This window comes from Kitasatospora sp. NPDC050463 (assembly GCF_040655255.1).
Classification (GTDB): Bacteria; Actinomycetota; Actinomycetes; order Streptomycetales; family Streptomycetaceae; genus Kitasatospora.
On record NZ_JBFAJO010000048.1, the window covers coordinates 15,507 to 35,957 of the forward strand.

Genomic DNA, 20,451 nt, shown 5'->3' on the forward strand with positions numbered 1-20,451 from the left:
GCACTCACCGCATGGCGGACAAAGAGAAACTCAGCTATTACCTGAAGCGCGTCACCAACGATCTGCAGGACACCCGCAGGCAATTGCGGGAAATCCAGGAGGAACGGCGCGAGCCGATAGCCGTCGTCGGCATCGGCTGCCGATTCCCCGGCGGTGTTTCGTCGCCGGAGGACCTCTGGCGGCTGCTCGTGTCCGGCGGGAACGCCGTGGCCGATTTCCCCGCCGACCGAGGCTGGGACCTGGAGTCGCTGTTCGACCCGGACCCGGACCGGCGGGGCACCAGCTACACCCGCCGCGGCGCCTTCCTCGCGGACGCCGCCGACTTCGACGCCGAGTTCTTCGGGATCTCGCCGCGCGAGGCGCTCGCGATGGACCCGCAGCAGCGGCACCTGCTGGAGGTCGCCTGGGAGACCCTGGAACGGGCCGGCATCGACCCCGCGACCCTGCGCGGCAGCCGGACCGGCGTCTTCGCCGGCACCAACGGGCAGGACTACGTACGCCTGCTGATGACCTCACTGGAGTCCGAGGCGCTGGAGGGTCACCGCCTCACCGGCAACACCGCCAGCGTGCTCTCCGGCCGGCTGTCGTACACGCTCGGCCTGGAGGGCCCGGCGGTCACCGTCGACACCGCCTGCTCGGCCTCGCTGGTGGCGCTCCACCTGGCCGTGCAGTCGCTGCGACAGGGGGAGTGCTCCCTCGCCCTCGCGGGCGGCGCCACGGTGATGTCGACACCGGGCGCCTTCATCGAGTTCAGCCGGCAGCGCGGCATGGCGCCGGACGGCCTGTGCAAGCCCTTCGCGGACGCGGCGGACGGCACCGGCTGGGGCGAGGGCGTCGGCCTGCTCCTGCTGGAGCGGCTGTCGGACGCGGTGGCCAACGGCCACCGGGTGCTCGCGGTGGTGCGCGGCAGCGCCGTGAACCAGGACGGCGCCAGCAACGGCCTGACCGCGCCGAACGGCCCCTCGCAGGAACGCGTGATCCTCGACGCCCTCGACAACGCCGGGCTCACCCCCGACGAGGTCGACGCCGTCGAGGCGCACGGCACCGGCACCACCCTGGGCGACCCGATCGAGGCCAACGCCGTCCTCGCCACCTACGGCCGCCACCACACGGCGCAGCGCCCGCTGCTCCTGGGCTCGGTCAAGTCCAACCTCGGCCACACCCAGGCCGCCGCGGGCGTCGCCGGCGTCATCAAGGCGGTCCTGGCGGTCCAGCACGCGGTGATGCCGCCCACCCTCAACGTCGACCGGCCGACCACCCACGTCGACTGGTCCGCCGGCTCCGTCCGGCTGCCGACCGAGCCGACGCAGTGGCCCGTCACGGACCGGCCCCGCCGGGTCGGCGTCTCCTCGTTCGGGGTCAGCGGCACCAACGCGCACGTGATCGTGGAGCAGCCGCCCGCCGCCGAGCCGGCCTCCGCCGCCGCTCCCGCGGGGCCGCTCGCCCACGGCACCCTGCCGCTGCCGGTGTCCGGCCACACCCCGCAGGCGCTGCGCGCGCAGGCCGACCGGCTCCTGGCCCACCTGGACGAGCACCCGGAGGCCGACCTCCTGGACCTCGCCCACGCGCTCGCCACCGGCCGCGCCGCACTGCCCTTCCGGGCCGCCGTCGTCGCCGCCGACCGCGAGGGCGCGCTGCGCGGCCTCGGCGCGCTGGCCCGGGGCGCGGCCTCCCCGCACCTGCTCGGCGGCACGGCCCGGGTCAAGGGCGGGCGGACCGCCTTCCTGTTCGGCGGCCAGGGCGCGCAGCGGCCCGGCATGGGGCGTGAACTCTACGACCGCGTCCCGGAGTTCGCCGCCGGCCTGGACGCCGTCGGCGCGGTCCTCGACCCGCTCCTCGGGCGGCCGGTGCGCGAGGTGATGTTCGGCGACGAGGGCCTGCTGGAGAACACCCGGTACGCCCAACCCGCCCTGTTCGCCCTCGAAGTGGCGCTGTTCCGGCTCTGGAAGAGCTGGGGCGTGCGGCCGGACTACCTCCTCGGGCACTCCGTCGGCGAGGTCGCCGCCGCCCACCTGGCCGGCGTGCTGTCCCTGGAGGACGCCTGCGCCCTCGTCACGGCCCGTGGCCGGCTCATGCAGGCGATGGCGCCGGGCGTCATGGTGTCCGTGGCCGCCTCCGAGGCGGAGGTGACACCGCTGCTCACCGACGGCGTCGCCGTCGCGGCGGTCAACGGCCCCGCCTCCGTGGTCCTCTCGGGCGACGAGGACGCGGTGGCGGCCGTGCTGTCGGCCGTGCGGTCGGCCCTGGGGGAGCGCCGGTCCAGGCGGCTCGCCACGAGCCACGCGTTCCACTCGCCGTCCATGGAGCCGATGCTGGCGCAGTTCCGCACCGTCGTGGAGCGGCTGACGTTCCACCCGCCGCGGATCCCGGTCGTCTCCAACGTCACCGGACGGGTCGCCGCGGCCGACGAGATCGCGACACCCGGGTACTGGGTGCGCCATGTCCGCGAACCGGTCCGCTTCCACGACGGGATGGCGGAGCTGCTCGCCCGCGGGGTGACCACGTTCCTCGAACTGGGCCCGGGCGGTGTGCTCACCGGGCTCGGCCGCGACAGCGTGCCCGCGGACCGCACCGACGTACTCCTGACGCCCGCGCTGCGCCACGGAAAGGAGGAGGTCGCCACCACCCTGACCGCGCTGGCCGGCGCCCACGCCAACGGCACCTCCGTCGACTGGCCGGCGGTGTTCGCCGGCAGCGGCGCCGCCCCGGCCGAGCTGCCCACGTACGCCTTCCAGCGTGAGCGTCACTGGCTGAAGAACCCGTTCTCCGCCACCGGCGACGTCACCCGGGTCGGCATCGGCACGGCGAACCACCCGCTGCTCGGCGCGGCCGTCTCGCTCGCGGACGGCGACGGCCTGCTGCTGACCGGTCTGCTGTCCCGGCAGAGCCACCCCTGGCTCGCCGAACCCGCCGACGGCGTGTCCCGCCTCGCCACCGCCCTGCTGGAGCTGGCGCTGCACGCGGGGAGCCAGGTCGGCTGCGGCCGCGTCGCCGAGCTCACCGTGGACGAGCCGCTGACCCTGCCGGAACGCGGCGGCGTCGTGGTCCAGGTCCGGGTGGGCGCGCCGGACGACGCCGGCGGCCGCACCCTCACCGTCCACGCACGCGAGAACCACGACGACGCCCCGTGGACCAGGCACGCCACCGGCGTCCTGGAGCGCGGCGGCCCGACACCGCCCACCGCGACGGATCGCGGCCGCCCGGGCGAGGGCGCCGAGGCGCTCGACCCCGCCGCACTGCGCGCCGGGCCGGTCGCCTCCGGCGGCGCGGAGCTGCTCGCCGCGTGGCGCAGCGGCGACACCGTGTACGCCGAAGTGGGGCCCCTCGCCGACGCGTCCGCCGGCGCCGACCGCTTCGGCCTGCACCCCGCCCTCCTGGCCGCCGTCGCCGAGGCGGCCGGGGCCCTGCTCCCGCCCGTGACCGACCACCGGCTCCGGCGGCTGCCCGCCCACTGGTCCGGGGTCGAACTGTACGCGGCCGGTGCCACCGCGGCGCGGGCCGAGCTCACCCTGACCGGTGAGCACACGGTGTCCCTCCTCCTCGTCGACGAGGACGGCCGCACCCTCGCCCGGGCCGCCGCGGTGACCTTCCACGCGACGGCGGTGCGCGGGCGGCACGGCGACGCCCTGTTCCGGATCGCCTGGGACGAGGTGCCCCTCGCCCACGGGGACGCCCCCGCCGACGGCTGGGCGGTGCTCGGGGACGCCGACGCCGCCGCCCGGTTCGGCGACGCGGCGCCGTACGCCGACCTCGCCGAGCTGTCCCTGGCCGTGCGGGCCGGGGCGCCGGCGCCCGCCGTCGTTCTCGCACCGGTGCCCCCCGGCGGCCCCGGCGCCCTCGGCGAGGAGGTGCGCGCCGCGCTGCGGGGCGTCCTCGCGCTGGCCCGCGAGTGGCTCGCCGACGACGCCTTCGCGGCCTCCCGCCTCGTGGTGGTGACCGAAGGCGCCGTGACCACGGTGCCGGACGCCCGGCCGGACGACCTGGCCACGGCCCCGGTCTGGGGACTCGTCCGGTCCGCCCAGTCCGAGCACCCCGACCGCTTCCTGCTGCTCGACGTGGACGGCACGGCCGCCTCGTACCGCTCGGTCGCCCCGGCGCTCGCCGGCGGCGAGCCGCAGCTGGCGCTGCGCGCGGGCACCGCCCACGCACCGCGGCTGGCCCGGCTCCAGCAGCCCACCGGGCCCGCCGGGCAGCACTTCGACCCCGAGGGGACCGTCCTGGTCACCGGCGCCACCAGCGGCGTCGGCCGGCTCGTCGCCCGCCACCTGGCGCAGCGGCACGGCGTGCGGCACCTGCTGCTGCTCAGCCGGCGGGGCCCGGCCGCCGACGGCGCCGAGGAACTGCGCGCCGAACTGGCCGGGCTGGGCGCCGAGGCGACCCTCGCCGCCTGCGACGTGGGCGACCGCGACCAGCTGGCGGCCTGCCTGGCCGCCGTCCCGGCCGCGCACCCGCTCACGGCCGTGGTGCACAGCGCCGGTGTCGTGCGGGACGGGCTGATCGGCTCGCTCACCGAGGAGCAGGTGGACGGGGTGCTGAGGCCCAAGGTCGACGCGGTGCTCCACCTCGACGACCTGACCCGCGGCCTCGACCTCGCCGCCTTCGTGGTCTTCTCCTCGGCCGCCGCCACCATCGGCGCCGGCGGCCAGGGCAACTACGCGGCGGCGAACACCTTCCTCGACGCGTTCGCCGCCCACCGCAGGGCACAGGGCCTGCCGACGGTCTCCGTGCAGTGGGGGCTGTGGGAAGAGCGCAGCGGCATGACCGAGCAGCTCGGCGAGGCCCACCACACGCGGGCCAGGAGCGCGGGCATCATCCCGATGCCCACCGAGCAGGGCCTCGCCCTGTTCGACGCGGTGCTCGACGTCGACCGCCCCGTCGTGGTGGCCGCACCGGTGGACCTGGAGGCCTGGCGGGCGCGAGCGGCGTCCGGCGCCGTGCCGCCACTGCTGCACGGCCTGGTCCCGCCCCTGGCGCGCGGCGCGGCCGCGGCCGGCCGGCAGGCCGCCGGGGCCCTGCTGGACGTGAGCGCCCTGTCGGACGCGGAGCGCGCCAGGACACTGCTGAACCTGGTCCGCACGCACGCCGCCGCGGTGCTCGGCCACACCTCCGCCGAGCCGGCCGGAGCCGACCGCCTCTTCAGCGAGCTGGGCATCGACTCCCTGACGGCCGTGGAACTGCGCAACCGGCTCACCCACGCGACCGGGCTCCGGCTGCCGGCCACGCTCGTGTTCGACTGCCCGACCCCGGCCGAGCTGGCCCGGTTCCTCGACGAGGAGCTGGCCGCCGCGGCGGGCGCGCAGCCGCGCCGGGCGGCACCGGCCGCGGTCGCGCGGACCGGGGCGTCGGACGAGCCCGTCGCGATCGTGGGGATGGCCTGCCGCTTCCCCGGCGGGGTGCGCTCGCCGGAGGACCTCTGGCGGCTCGTCGCGGAGGGCGGCGAGGGCATCGGTGCCTTCCCCGCCGACCGCGGCTGGGACCTCGAACAGCTGCTCGGCGACGGCCGGTCCAGCGTCGGCAACGGCGGATTCCTGTCCGACGTCGCCGACTTCGACGCGGAGTTCTTCGGGATCTCGCCGCGGGAGGCGCTGGCGATGGACCCGCAGCAGCGGCTGCTGCTGGAGACCTCCTGGGAGGCCTTCGAGCGGGCCGGCATCGACCCGGCCACCCTGCGTGGCAGCGACACCGGCGTCTTCGCCGGTACCAACGGGCAGGACTACGCGCTGCTCCTGCAGGACCTCCCGGAGGAGCTGGAGGGGTTCATCGGCACCGGTAACGGCGGCGCCGTCTTCTCGGGCCGGCTCTCCTACACCTTCGGCCTGGAAGGCCCGGCGGTGACGGTGGACACGGCGTGCTCGGCCTCGCTGGTGGCGCTGCACCTGGCCGTGCAGTCGCTGCGCTCGGGCGAGTGCTCGCTGGCGCTGGTCGGCGGCGCGACGGTGATGTCGACGCCCATGCAGTTCGTGGAGTTCAGCCGCCAGGGCGGGCTCTCGCACGACGGGCGCTGCAAGGCGTTCGCGGCCGCGGCGGACGGCACGGGCTGGTCCGAGGGTGTGGGCATGCTGCTGGTGGAGCGGCTGTCGGACGCCCGGCGCAACGGGCACCGGGTGCTCGCGGTGGTGCGTGGCTCGGCGGTGAACCAGGACGGCGCGTCCAACGGTCTGACGGCGCCGAACGGTCCGTCGCAGCAGCGGGTGGTCCGCCAGGCGCTGGCGAACGCCCGGCTGACCGCCGCCGAGGTGGACGCCGTCGAGGCCCACGGCACGGGCACCACGCTGGGCGACCCGATCGAGGCCCAGGCGCTGCTGGCCACCTACGGCCAGGACCGCTCCCCGGACCGGCCGTTGTGGCTGGGCTCGGTGAAGTCGAACCTCGGCCACACCCAGGCCGCCGCCGGCGTGGCGGGCGTCATCAAGATGGTGATGGCGCTGCGTCACGGCGTGCTGCCCGCCACGCTCCACGTGGACGAGCCGTCCCCGCACGTGGACTGGTCCGTCGGCGCGGTGCGGCTGCTGACCGAGCCGACGGCCTGGCCGGCGGCGGATCGTCCGCGCCGGGCGGGCGTCTCCTCCTTCGGCGTCAGCGGCACCAACGCCCACGTCATCCTCGAAGCCGCGAGCGAGGTGCCGGAGGAGACCGCGCCCGAGGCGGCCACCGGCCCCGCGCCGGTGGTGCCCTGGACACTCTCGGCCGCCACCGACCGGGCGCTGCGCGAGCAGGCCGCCAGGCTGCTGGCCCGGCTCGACGCCGAGCCGGCCCCCGCCACCGACCTGGCGTACTCCCTCGCCACCACCCGGTCGGCGTTGCGCCACCGCGCCGTACTCGTCCCGCGGGACGTCGCGGAGCTGCCGGAGCTGCTGCGGGCACTGGCCGACGACCGGCCGGCCGCCGGCACCGTCCTCGGCACGGTCGGCACCGACCCGCAGATCGCGTTCGTCTTCCCCGGCCAGGGGTCGCAGTGGATCGGCATGGCACGGGAACTCCTGGACTCCGCACCGGTGTTCGCCGAGCGGATGGGCGCCTGCGCGGCCGCGATCGAACCCTTCGTCGACTGGTCGCTCCTGGACGTCGTCCGGGGCGAGCCGGGCGCCCCCGGCCTCGACCGCGTCGACGTGGTCCAGCCGGTGCTGTTCGCGGTCATGGTCTCGCTCGCCGAACTGTGGCGTGCGCACGGCGTCGAACCGGACGCCGTCCTCGGACACAGCCAGGGTGAGATCGCCGCCGCCCACGTCGCCGGCGGACTCTCGCTCTCCGACGCCGCGCGCGTGGTGACCCTGCGCAGCCAGGCCCTGACCGCGCTGTCGGGCCGGGGCGGCATGGTCTGGGTGCCCGAAGCCCCCGAGCCGGTCGCCGAACGGCTCCGGGCCTGGGACGGACAGCTCGCGGTCGCCGCCGTCAACGGCCCCACCGCCGTGGTGGTGTCCGGTGAGAGCACGGCCCTGGAGGCGTTCCTGGCCGCCTGCCTCGCCGACGGCGTCCGGGCGAAGCGGATCGACGTCGACTACGCCTCGCACTCCCCGCAGGTCGAGGAGATCCGGGAGCGGCTCGCCGAGGCCCTCGCCCCGATCCGGCCGCGCTCCGGCCGCACGCCGTTCTACTCCGCCGTGACCGGCGAACTGCTGGACACGGCCCGGCTGGACGCCGCCTACTGGTACGAGAACCTGCGCCGCACCGTCGACTTCGAGCGGGTCACCAGGCAGGCCGTCGAGCACGGGCACACCGTGTTCGTCGAGGTCAGCCCGCACCCCGTGCTCACCCCCGCCGTGCAGGAGACCGCCGACGCACTGGAGCGGACGGTCTCCGCACTCGGCACACTGCACCGGGACGAGGGCGGCCCGGCCCGCTTCGTGACGGCCCTCGCCGAGGCGCACGTCCGCGGTGTCGCGGTGGACTGGCGGCCGGTGTTCCCCGCCGCCCGCCCGGTCGACCTGCCGACGTACGCCTTCCAGCGGCGCCGGTTCTGGCCCGACGACTACCTCGCCCGCGCGGGCGACGCCTCCGGCCTCGGCCTGGCCGACGCCGGGCACCCGCTGCTCGGCGCCGTCGTCACGCCGGCCGGGTCCGACACCTGCCTGCTCACCGGGCGGCTGTCCACCCGGACCCATCCGTGGCTGGCCGACCACCGCGTGCGGGACACCGTCGTGCTGCCCGGCACCGCCTACGTCGACCTGGCGATCCGCGCCGGCGACGAGGTGGGCTGCCCGCAGATCGAGGAACTCACGCTCCACGCCCCGCTGGTGGTGCCGCCGCACGGTGACGTCCACCTTCAGGTGACCGTCGCCGCCGCGGACGCGCAGGGCCGCCGCGAACTCACCGTCCACGCCCGCCCGGACGGCGCGGACTGGACCAGGCACGCCACCGGCGTGCTCGGTCCGGAGCAGCCGCAGCCCGCGCGCGGCCGGCTTCCGGACACCCCGGCCGCGTGGCCGCCGCCGGGCGCCGTCCCGGTGCCCCTGGACGGCTTCTACCCGCGCTTCGCGCAGTCCGGGCTGGGCTACGGGCCGGCCTTCCAGGGGCTGCGCGCCGCCTGGCTGGACGGCCCCGACGTCCTCGCCGAGGTCCGGCTGCCCGAGGAACAGCGCACCACGGCCGGCCGGTTCGGCCTGCACCCCGCACTCCTCGACGCGGCCCTGCACGCGCTCGCCGTCGACACCGGACGGACCGAGGACGCGGCGCCGCGGCTGCCGTTCTCCTGGTCGGACGTCACCCTGCACGCCACCGGCGCGGCCGCCGTGCGGGTCCGGCTCTCCCCGACCGGGGCGGACACCGTGGCGCTGCTGGTCACCGACGAGACCGGGGCGCCGGTCGCCACGGTCGGCGCCCTGGCGGTCCGGCCGCTGACCGCGGCGCAGCCCGTCACCCGGAGCCCGCTGCACGGCCTCGACTGGGCCGAGGCACCCGCCCCGGCCGTGACGGGCGCCGTCCGGACGGCCGAGCTCGGCGACCCGGGTCTGCGACTCGCCCCGGACGGCGAGCACCACCCGGACCTGGCCGCACTGCTCGCCGCCCTCGACGCGGGCGTGGACCGCCCCGACGCCGTGTTCGCCGCGCTCCCGGCGCCCTCGCCGGGCGAGGACGTCGTCCGGGCCGCCCACACGATCGCGCGGACCACCCTGGACCTGCTGCACGGCTGGCTCGCCGACGACCGCCTCGCCGACAGCCGGCTGGTACTGGTGACCCGAGGCGCCGTCGGCGAGGCGCCCAACGGCCCGGCGGGCGCCACCGCCTGGGGGCTGGTGCGCTCCGCCCAGTCGGAACACCCCGGTGTGTTCGGTCTCCTCGACACCGACGGATCCTCCCTACCGCACGAGGCACTCGCCCTCGCCGCGACCGGCGACGAACCGCAACTGCGCTGGGACGGCGGTGGACTGCGGGTGCCGCGGCTGTCGCGGCTGGGAGCGGGGGCCGCGTCCGAGGGGCCGGTGTTCGATCCCGGCGGCACGGTGGTGATCACCGGGGGTACGGGTGTGCTGGGCCGGTTGGTGGCGCGGCATCTGGTGGAGGTGCACGGGGTGCGGCACCTGTTGCTGCTGAGCCGCAGTGGTGGCGAGGTCCCGGAGCTGGCGGCCGAGGTGCGGGTGCTGGCCTGCGACGTGGCGGTGCGCGAGGAGGTGGCGCGGGCGCTGGCCTCGGTGCCGGTGGAGCACCCGGTCCGCGCGGTCGTCCACGCGGCGGGTGTGCTCGACGACGCCCTGATCGGCTCCCTCACCCCGGAGCGCGTCTCCGAGGTGCTGCGCCCCAAGGTCGACGCGGCCTGGCACCTGCACGAGCTGACCCGCGATCTGGACCTCACCGCGTTCGTCCTGTTCTCCTCGGCGGCCGGCACCCTGGGCAGCGCCGGCCAGGGCAACTACGCGGCGGGCAACGTCTTCCTGGACACCCTCGCCGCGCACCGCCGGGCCCGGGGACTGCCGGCGCACGCGCTGGCCTGGGGCCTGTGGGCGGACCGCTCCGCCCTCACCGGGCGGCTCGACGGCCACGACCTGGACCGCGTCTCCCGCAGCGGCATCCGTCCGCTGTCCGCGGCCGAGGGCCTGGCGATGTTCGACGAGGCGCTGCGGCGCCACGAGCCGCTCGTCCTGCCGGTCGCCTTCACGGCCGCCGGGCTCGGCGCCCGCGCCCAGGCCGTACCGCCGCTGCTGCGCGGACTGGTCCGCACCCCGCAGCGCCGGACGGCCGACGCCGTGGCCGAGGGCGGCGAGACGCTGCGGGGCCGGCTCGCCGGCCTGGGGGAGCGGGACCGCCATGAGACGGTCCTGGACCTGGTGCGCGCCCACACGGGCGTCGTCCTCGGTCACGGCGCCGGGGGCGAGGTCTCCGCCGAACGGGCCTTCAAGGACATGGGCTTCAGCTCGCTGTCCGCCGTCGAACTGCGCAACCGGCTCGGCGCGGCCACCGGCCTCAAACTCCCCGCCACACTGGTCTTCGACTACCCGAACGTGGCGGCCCTCACCGACTTCCTGCTGACGAGGCTCCTCGGTGACCGGTCCGCGGCGGCCCGCCCCGCGATCACCGCGCCCCGCGAGGCGGCCGACGAACCCCTCGCGATCGTGGGCATGAGCTGCCGCTACCCGGGCGGCGTCCGGTCCCCCGAGGACCTGTGGCGCGTGGTGTCCGGCGGCCTCGACGTCGTCTCCGCCTTCCCGACCGACCGCGGCTGGGACCTGAACCGCCTCTTCGACACCCGCCAGAGCGTCAGGTCCGCCGCGCGCGAAGGCGGATTCCTGTACGACGTCGCCGACTTCGACGCGGAGTTCTTCGGGATCTCACCGCGGGAGGCGCTGGCGATGGACCCGCAGCAGCGGCTGCTGCTGGAGACCTCCTGGGAGGCCGTCGAGCGCGCCGGGATCGACCCGGCCACGCTGCGCGGCAGCGACACCGGCGTGTTCGCCGGGGTGATGTACCACGACTACGCGGCCCGGCTGCACGACGTCGTCCCCGGCGACCTGGTCGGCTACCTCGGCAACGGCAGCGCGGGCAGCGTAGCCTCCGGCCGGCTCTCCTACACCTTCGGCTTCGAGGGCCCGGCGGTGACGGTGGACACGGCGTGCTCGTCCTCGCTGGTGGCGCTGCATCTCGCGGCGCAGTCGCTGCGCTCGGGCGAGTGCTCGCTGGCGCTGGTCGGCGGGGTGACGGTGATGTCGACACCGGCGGCGTTCGTGGAGTTCAGCCGCCAGGGCGGGCTCTCCCACGACGGGCGCTGCAAGGCCTTCGCGGCCGCGGCGGACGGCACGGGCTGGTCCGAGGGCGTGGGCATGCTGCTGGTGGAGCGGCTGTCGGACGCCCGGCGCAACGGGCACCAGGTGCTGGCGGTGGTGCGTGGCAGTGCGGTGAACCAGGACGGTGCGTCCAACGGTCTGACGGCGCCCAACGGTCCGTCGCAGCAGCGGGTGATCCGCCAGGCGCTGGCGAACGCCCGGCTGACCGCCGCCGACGTGGACGCCGTCGAGGCCCACGGCACGGGCACCACACTGGGCGACCCGATCGAGGCCCAGGCACTGCTCGCCACCTACGGCCAGGACCGTTCCCCGGACCGGCCGTTGTGGCTGGGCACGGTGAAGTCGAACCTCGGCCACACCCAGGCCGCCGCCGGCGTCGCCGGTGTCATCAAGATGGTGATGGCGCTGCGCCACGGCGTGCTGCCCGCCACGCTCCACGTGGACGAGCCGTCGCCCCACATCGACTGGTCCGCCGGCGCGGTGCGGCTGCTGACCGAGCAGACGACCTGGCCGGCGGCGGATCGTCCGCGCCGGGCGGGCGTCTCCTCCTTCGGCGTCAGCGGCACCAACGCCCACGTCATCCTCGAAGCCGCGAGCGACCCGGCGGCGCAGACCCGGCCCGAGACCGGCCCCGGTCCCGCCGTCCCCTGGTTCCTCTCGGCCCGCAGCCCCGCCGCGCTCCGCGCCCGCGCCGCCCAGCTGCTGGCCCGCACCGGGAACGACCCGGTGGACGTCGCCTACTCCCTGGCCACCACCCGCACGGCCCTGGAGCACCGGGCGGCCCTCGTCGCCCCGGACGGCGAGACGCCGGCCGCCGCCCTGACCGCGCTCGCCACCGGCGACCGCACGCCGGGCGTCGTCACCGGCACGGTCGTCCCCGACAACCGGCTCGCCTACCTGTTCTCCGGACAGGGCGCCCAGTACGCCGGCATGGGCCGCGCGCTCCACGCCGCGTACCCGGCCTTCGCCCGAGCCTTCGACGCGGTGTGCGCGCGGTTCGACGCCCACCTGGAGGCGCCGCTGCGTGCGGTCGTCCTCGACGGCGCCGCGTCGCTCGACGAGACCGGCTGGACCCAGCCCGCCCTGTTCGCCGTGGAGGTCGCGCTGGCCCGGCTGTTCGAGCACTGGGGAATCAGGCCCGACCGGCTGATCGGCCACTCCGTCGGTGAGATCGCCGCAGCCCACATCGCCGGCGTGTTCACCCTGGAGGACGCCTGCGCGCTGGTCGCCGCGCGCGCCCGCCTGATGGGGCGACTCCCCGCCGGTGGGGCGATGGTGTCGGTGCGGGCCACACCGGAGGAGGTGCTGGCCTCGCTGTCCGGGGCGGAGCACCTGGCCGGCATCGCCGCCGTCAACGGGCCGTCGGCCACCGTCCTCTCGGGCGACGGCGACACCGTCGACCGGATCGCCCGGCACTGGGCCGAGCAGGGCCGCAAGACCAGGAGGCTGGCCGTCAGCCACGCCTTCCACTCGCCGCTGATGGATCCGGTGCTCCAGGAGTTCGAGCAGGTCGTCCGGGGGCTGCGCCCCGCGCCGCCCACGATCGCGGTGGTGTCCACGGTGACCGGCGAGACCCTCACCGCCGAGCAGGCCTGCTCGACGGAGTACTGGGTGGGCCACATCCGGTCGACCGTGCGGTACCTCGACGGTGTGCGGACCCTGGACCGGCTCGGCGTGACGACCTACCTCGAACTGGGGCCCGGCGGCGTCCTGACCCCGATGACGCGGGACTGCCTCGCGGACCGCGCCGACGACGCCGCCGTGCTGCCCACCCTGCGCGCCGACCGCGACGAGGTCGGCGCCGTCCTGGCGGCCCTCGCCGCCCTGTACGTCCGGGGCACCGAGCCGGATCACACGGCGCTGTTCGCCGGTACCGGCGCGCGCCGGGTGGAACTGCCCACCTACCCGTTCCAGCGCCGGCGGTACTGGCTGGACCCGGCCGAGCCGCCCGCACCCGGGGGCGACGCGGCCGACACCGAGTTCTGGGCGGCGGTGGAGCGCTCCGACGTCGAATCCCTCGCCGGGACGCTGCTGGTCGACGCGGACGCGCTCGCCCCGGTCGTACCCGCGCTCGGCTCGTGGCGTCGGCGCCGGACGGACCGCCGCGCGGTCGACGCCCTGCGCTACCGGGAGTCCTGGCGCCCGCTGCCCGAACCGGCACCGGCCGTCCTGACCGGGACCTGGCTGGTGGTCGGCCCCGAGAACGGGCCGGTCGGCGCCGGGGTCGCCGAGGCGCTGGCGGCCCACGGCGCGCTGGTCCGGGCGCTGCCGCTCGACGACCTCGCGGCCCGGCTGCGCGAGCCGGCGGCGGACGGCGACCCGGTCGCCGGCGTGGTCTGCCTGACCGCGCCCGACGACCGGCCGTCGGCGGACCACCCCCAGGTGCCGGCCGGCGTCGAGGCGACCCTGACGGTGCTCACCGCCCTCGCCGAGGCGGGGATCCGGGCGCCGCTGTGGTGCCTGACCCGGGGCGCCGTGTCCACCCACCCCGGGGACGGTCCCGTCAGCCCCGCCCAGAGCCAGCTGTGGGGCCTGGGCCGGGTGCTCGCCCTTGAGCATCCCGACCGCTGGGGCGGGCTCGTCGACCTCCCGGCGGAGTTGGACGAGCACGCCCGCACCCGCCTCGCCGGCGTGCTCGCGAGCCGTGCCGAGGACCAGGTCGCGCTGCGGCCGGCCGGCGTGTCCGCCCGCCGGGTGCTCCGCGCGCTGCCCCGGAACGGCGGCGAACGCCGGCCGTGGACCCCGCGCGGCACCGTGCTGATCACCGGCGGCAGCGGAGCCCTCGCCGGGCAGGTCGCCCGGCACCTCGCGGCCCGGGGCGCCGAGCACCTCCTGCTGCTCAGCCGCCGCGGTCCGGACGCACCCGGTGCCGAGGCGCTCACGGCCGAACTCACCGGCCTCGGTGCCACGGTGACCACCGTCGCCTGCGACGTCCGCGACCGCGAGGCGCTCGCCGAGGTGCTGTCGGCCGTGCCGGCGGCCCACCCGCTCACGGCGGTGGTGCACACGGCCGGGGTCAGCGAGGTGCGCGCCGCGGCCGACACCGACCCGGCCCACTACGCCGCCGTCACCGCGGCGAAGGTCGCGGGCGCCGACCACCTGGACGCGCTGCTCGGCGACCGGCCGCTCGACGCCTTCGTGCTGTTCTCCTCGATCGCCGCCACCTGGGGCGCCGGCGGACAGGGCGCGTACGCGGCGGGCAACGCCCACCTGGACGCACTGGCCCTCGACCGGGCGGCGCGCGGCCTCGCCGCGACCTCGATCGCCTGGGGGGCGTGGGCCGGCGACGGCATGGCCGACCCGGACGGCCTGACCAGGCGCGGCGTCCTGCCGATGGACCCGGCCCTCGCGCTGGAAGCCATGACGCGGGCGGTGGAGCACGCGGAGACGACGGTCACCGTCGCCGACGTCGACTGGTCCCGGTTCGCCCCGCTGTTCGCCGCGCTCCGCCCGGCCCCGCTCCTCGCGGACCTGCCGGACGCCCGCGAGGCGCTCGCCGGTCCCGGCGCCGGGACACCGCAGCCGGGCGGGCCGGTCGCCGAACTCGCCGCGCTCGCGGGCCTCGCGGGTGCGCAGCGGCGCCGGGTCGTGCTCGATCTGGTCCGGGCCGAGGCGGGCGGAGTGCTCGGCCACACCGAGGCCGACGCCGTGGCGGCGGACCGGGCCTTCCAGGACCTCGGCTTCGACTCGCTGACCGCGCTGGAACTGCGCGACCGGCTCGCGACGGCCACCGGCCTGCGCCTGCCGGCGACGCTGGTCTTCGACTACCCGTCGCCCGCCGCGCTCGCGGACCACCTGACGGCGCTGCTGGCGGGTGACGCCGCCCCGGACGGCGACCCGGCCGACGACGGCCCGGCGCGGGCCGCCGACGCGGACGAGCCGATCGCGATCGTGGGCATGGCCTGCCGCTTCCCCGGCGGCGTGCGCACCCCGGGCGACCTGTGGCGCCTGGTGCGCGACGGCGGCGACGCGATCACCGGGTTCCCGGACGACCGCGGCTGGGACCTCGCCGCGCTGCACGACCCCGACCCCGAGCGGTCGGGCACCTCCTACACCAGGGAAGGCGGATTCCTCACCGGCGCCGGGGACTTCGACGCCGAGTTCTTCCGGATCAGCCCCCGCGAGGCGCTGGCCATGGACCCGCAGCAGCGGCTGCTGCTGGAGACGTCCTGGGAGGCCGTCGAACGCGCCGGCATCGCCCCCGACGCGCTGCGCGGCAGCCGGACCGGGGTGTTCGTCGGCACGAACGGCCAGGACTACGCGCTGCTGCTGCACGCCGCCGCCGAGGACCTCGGCGGGTACGTGGGCACCGGCAACAGCGCCGCCGCGGTGTCCGGCCGGATCGCGTACACCTTCGGGCTGGAAGGCCCCGCGATCACCGTCGACACCGCCTGCTCCTCCTCACTGGTGTCGCTGCACCTGGCCTGCAAGGCGCTGCTGCGCTCGGAGTGCTCCCTCGCGCTGGCCGGCGGCGCCGCCGTGATGGCGACCCCGGCGGCCTTCGTCGAGTTCAGCCGTCAGCGCGCCCTGGCGCCGGACGGCCGCTGCAAGCCGTTCGCCGACGGGGCGGACGGCACCGGCTGGGGCGAGGGCGTCGGCATGCTCCTGCTGGAGCGGCTGTCCGACGCCCGCCGCAACGGCCACCGGGTGCTCGCCGTCGTGCGGGGCTCCGCCGTCAACCAGGACGGCGCGAGCAGCGGCTTCTCCGCCCCCAACGGCCCCGCCCAGCAGCGGGTCGTCCGCCGGGCCCTGGCCGAGGCGGGGCTCCGTGGCCGGGACGTGGACGCCGTGGAGGCCCACGGCACCGGTACCGCGCTCGGCGACCCGATCGAGGCGCAGGCGCTGCTGGCCACGTACGGGCAGGACCGGGACGCGCAGCGGCCGCTGCTGCTGGGCTCGGTCAAGTCCAACATCGGCCACACCCAGGCGGCCGCCGGCGTGGCCGGGGTGATCAAGATGGTGGAGGCGATGCGTCACGGCGTGCTGCCCGCCACCCTGCACGTCGACGAGCCGACCACCCATGTCGACTGGTCGACGGGCGCGGTACGGGTGCTGGCCGACGCGGTCGCGTGGCCCGAGACGGGCCGGCCCCGCCGGGCGGGCGTGTCCGCGTTCGGCGTGACCGGGACGAACGCCCACGTGATCCTGGAGCGGCCGGCCGAGGCCGAGGCCGCGTCGGACGGAGCCGGAGCCGACGGGCCCCGGACCCTGCCGGTGGTGCCCTGGGTGCTCTCGGCACGCTCCGAGGGCGCGCTGCGCGACCAGGCCCGCCGGCTGCTGTCCGCCCTGACGGACGGCGCCGCGGACGGCGCGGCCGAGCCGGGGACCGCCGGGACCACCGGCACCCCCGCTCCGAGCGCCGTGGACGTCGGCCACACCCTGGCGACGGCCCGGGCGGCCCTGGAGCACCGCGCGGTACTGCTCGGTGCCGACCGGGCGGAGCTGCTGCGCGGCCTGACCGAGGGCGCGACCGTGGTCGGCCGGGCCGTGACCGACCCGAGGGTGGTGTTCGTCTTCCCGGGCCAGGGGGCCCAATGGGTCGGCATGGCCGACGCGTTGATGGCCGAGTCGCCGGTCTTCGCCGCCCGGATGCGGGAATGCGCGGCCGCGCTGAGGCCGTACGTCGAGTGGTCGCTGCTCGACGTCCTCGGGGACGCCGAGGCGCTGGCCCGGGTCGACGTGGTGCAGCCCGCACTGTTCGCCGTGATGGTCTCGCTGGCGGAGGTCTGGCGCTCGCTCGGCGTCGAACCGGCCGCCGTGGTGGGCCATTCGCAGGGCGAGATCGCGGCCGCGTGCGTCGCGGGAGCGCTGTCCCTGCAGGACGCCGCCCGGGTGGTGGCGCTGCGCAGCCGCGCGCTGCTGCGGCTGGCCGGCAGCGGCGGCATGGTGTCGCTGGCCCTGCCCGCCGAGGGCGCCGAGGCGCTGCTGGCGGGCCTGGCCGGCCGGCTGTCCCTGGCGGCGGTCAACGGCCCGTCGACGGTGGTCGTGTCGGGCCCGGGGCAGGCCCTGGACGAACTGCTCGCCGAGGCCGCCCGGCAGGGCGTGCGGGCCCGCAGGATCGAGGTGGACTACGCCTCCCACTCGGCCGAGGTCGAGCGGGTCCGGGGCGAGCTGCTCGACGCCCTGCGGGACATCCGCCCCCGGGCCGCGAGCGTCCCGGTGTACTCCACCGTGACCGGCGAGGCCATGGACACCACGGAATGGGGGCCCGACTACTGGTACCGCAACCTGCGGGGCACGGTCCGCTTCGACACGGCCGTGCGGGCCGCGCTGGCGGCGGGCGCCACCTGCTTCGTCGAGGTCGGCCCGCACCCGGTGCTCTCGGGCAGCGTGCAGGAGACCGTCGACGACACCGGACGGGGCGCCGTCGCCCTGGGCACCCTGCGACGGGACGACGGCGGCACCCGCCGCCTGCTCACCTCCGTCGCCGAGGCGTTCACGCACGGCGTGCCGGTGCGCTGGCCGGAGGTGTTCGAGGAGAGCGGCGCCCGCCCGGCGGACCTGCCGACCTACGCCTTCCAGCACGAGCGGTACTGGCTGCGCCCCGCCGCGCGGCCCACGGGCGCCCCCGACGGGCTCGGCCTGGCCGTCCCCGGCCACCCGTTCCTCGGCGCCGCCGTGGAACTGCCGGGAACGGACGGGTACGTGTGCGTCGGCCGGATCACCCGGCACAGCACGCCGTGGCTCGCAGACCACGAACGCCGCGGCGACACGGTGCTGCCGGACGGCGCCTTCGTCGAGCTGGCCCTGCGCGCCGGCGCCGACGTGGCCGCCGACCACCTGCGGGAGTTCACCGGCGAGGCACCGCTGGTCCTGGCGGACGACGGCGCCGTGCACCTCCAGGTAGCCGTCGGTGGCCCGGACGACACCGGCGCCCGCACGGTCACCGTGCACGCGCGGCCGGACGCGGACCCGGCCGGCTGGACGCTGCACGCCCGGGGGCTGCTGGCGGCCGCGCCGCCCGGTGGCCCCGCTCCGGCTGGGCCGTGGCCGTCGGCCGACGCGCCGGGGGTCGAGCCGGCCGGCCTGTACGACCGGTTCGCCTCGCTCGGTGTGGGGTACGGGCCCGCCTTCCAGGCCCTGCGGTCGGTGTGGCACTCCGGCGCCGAGGTGTTCGCGGAGGTCGCCCTGCCCGAGGACGTCGCCGTGGACGGGTTCGGGACGCACCCCGTCCTGCTGGAGGCGGCGCTGCAGGCCGTCCGGCTCACGGACGCCGGCTCCGGCGTCCTGACGCCGGTGTCGTGGCGCGGGGTGACCTGCCATGCGGTCGGTGCCGGCGAACTGCGCGTGCGGCTGACGCCCACCGGCTCCGACGCGTACGCGCTGCTGGCGGTGGACGCGGCGGGCGACACCGTCCTGACCGCCGAGGAGATCACCCTGCGGCCGCTGCCCGACGCCCGGCCGGACACCGGCGGGGCGCTGCGGCGCAACGGCCTGTTCCGGCTCGACTGGGTCCCGGTGGCCGCACCCGCCGCCTCCGCCGCATCCTCCGCCGGCGCGCCGGGCGCCTGGGCGCTGCTCGGCGACGGTGTCGGTGACCTCGGACGGGACTTCGCGGACCTCCCGGCCCACCGGGACGTCACGGCCCTCGGTACGGCTCCCGCCGCCCCCGCCGTCGTCCTGGCCCCCTGGGCGCGTCACGACGACGTCCACGCGGCCACCGGGCGGGCGCTGGAGCTGGTGCGGTCGTGGCTGGCCGACGACCGGACCGCCGGCGCCAAGCTCGTCCTGGTCACCCGGGGAGCGGTCGCCGCGTCCCCGGAGGAGGACGTGACGGACCTCGCGGGCGCGGCGGTCTGGGGCCTGGTGCGCTCCGCGCAGTCGGAGGAGCCGGACCGGATCGTGCTCGTCGACGCCACCGAACCGCCGACCAGGGACGTCCTCACCGCGGCACTGGCCTGCGGTGAGCCCCAGATCGCGGTCCGCGGCGGTGGACTGCGGGTGCCGCGGCTGTCGCGGCTGGGAGCGGGGGCCGCGTCCGAGGGGCCGGTGTTCGATCCCGGGGGCACGGTGGTGATCACCGGGGGTACGGGTGTGCTGGGCCGGTTGGTGGCGCGGCATCTGGTGGAGGTGCACGGGGTGCGGCACCTGTTGTTGCTGAGCCGCAGTGGTGGCGAGGTCCCGGAGCTGGCGGCCGAGGTGCGGGTGCTGGCCTGCGACGTGGCGGTGCGTGAGGAGGTGGCGCGGGCGCTGGCCTCGGTGCCGGTGGAGCACCCGGTCCGCGCGGTCGTCCACGCGGCGGGTGTGCTCGACGACGCCCTGATCGGCTCGCTGACGCCGGACCGGCTCGCCCGGGTGCTCCGGCCGAAGGTCGACGGGGCCCGGCACCTGCACGAGCTGACCCGCGATCTGGACCTCACCGCGTTCGTCCTGTTCTCCGCCGCGGCCGGCACCCTGGGCAACCCGGGCCAGGGCAACTACGCGGCCGCCAACGCCTATCTGGACGCCCTGGCCCACCACCGCCGGGCCCGGGGACTGCCCGCGCAGTCCCTGGCCTGGGGGCTGTGGGCGGAGGCCACCGGCATGACCGGCCACCTCGACACCGCCGAGCTGGCCCGGATCGCCCGCGCCGGTGTGCTCCCGCTCTCCTCGGAGCAGGGCCTGCGGCTGTTCGACCTGGCGTGCGCGGCCGGTGCCGCGGCCGTGCTGCCGATCCTGCTGGACACGGCCGCGCTGCGGGCCAGGTCGGGCCACGAGCCGCTGCACCCGCTGTTCGGCGGCCTCGTCCGCCGGCCGGTCCGGCGCGCGGCGGGCCCCGTCCCGCAGGAGAGCACGGAATCCCTCGCCGAGCGGCTGGCCAGGGCTCCGCAGGACCAGCGCGACCAGGTGGTCTTCGAGCTGGTGCGGTCGGCGACGGCCGCGCTGCTCGGGCACACCGACCCGGAGAAGGTCGAACCGGACCGCACGTTCGTCGAGTTGGGCATGGACTCGCTCGGCTCGGTGCGGCTGCGCAACCAGTTGGCGGCCGTCTCCGGGGTGCGGCTGCCGGCGGGCCTGATCTTCGACCACCCGACGCCCATGGACCTGGCCGTCCACCTGCGGTCGCTGGTCATGCCGGCGACCGACGACGACGTGCCCGAGGACGTCGCCACCGCACTCCTGGTACTGGAGGAACTGAACAAACTGCCGGGCACCATCGCGACGCTGCCCACCGACAGTGCGCCGCGCGTCCGCATCAACACGCTGCTTCGCACGCTGTCCTCGAAGTGGGGGACCGACTGACATGGGAGGAGAA

The 20,451-nt window shown here is 76.8% G+C and carries 1 protein-coding gene; it reads left to right on the forward strand.

Features of this window, described 5'->3' with window-relative positions; genetic code table 11:
- The first annotated feature begins 11 nt into the window (after positions 1 to 11).
- Positions 12 to 20,438, forward strand: coding sequence for a type I polyketide synthase (locus AB0J08_RS26940; protein ID WP_360639506.1), 20,427 nt, complete (start codon positions 12 to 14; stop codon positions 20,436 to 20,438).
- Positions 20,439 to 20,451: the final 13 nt, after the last annotated feature.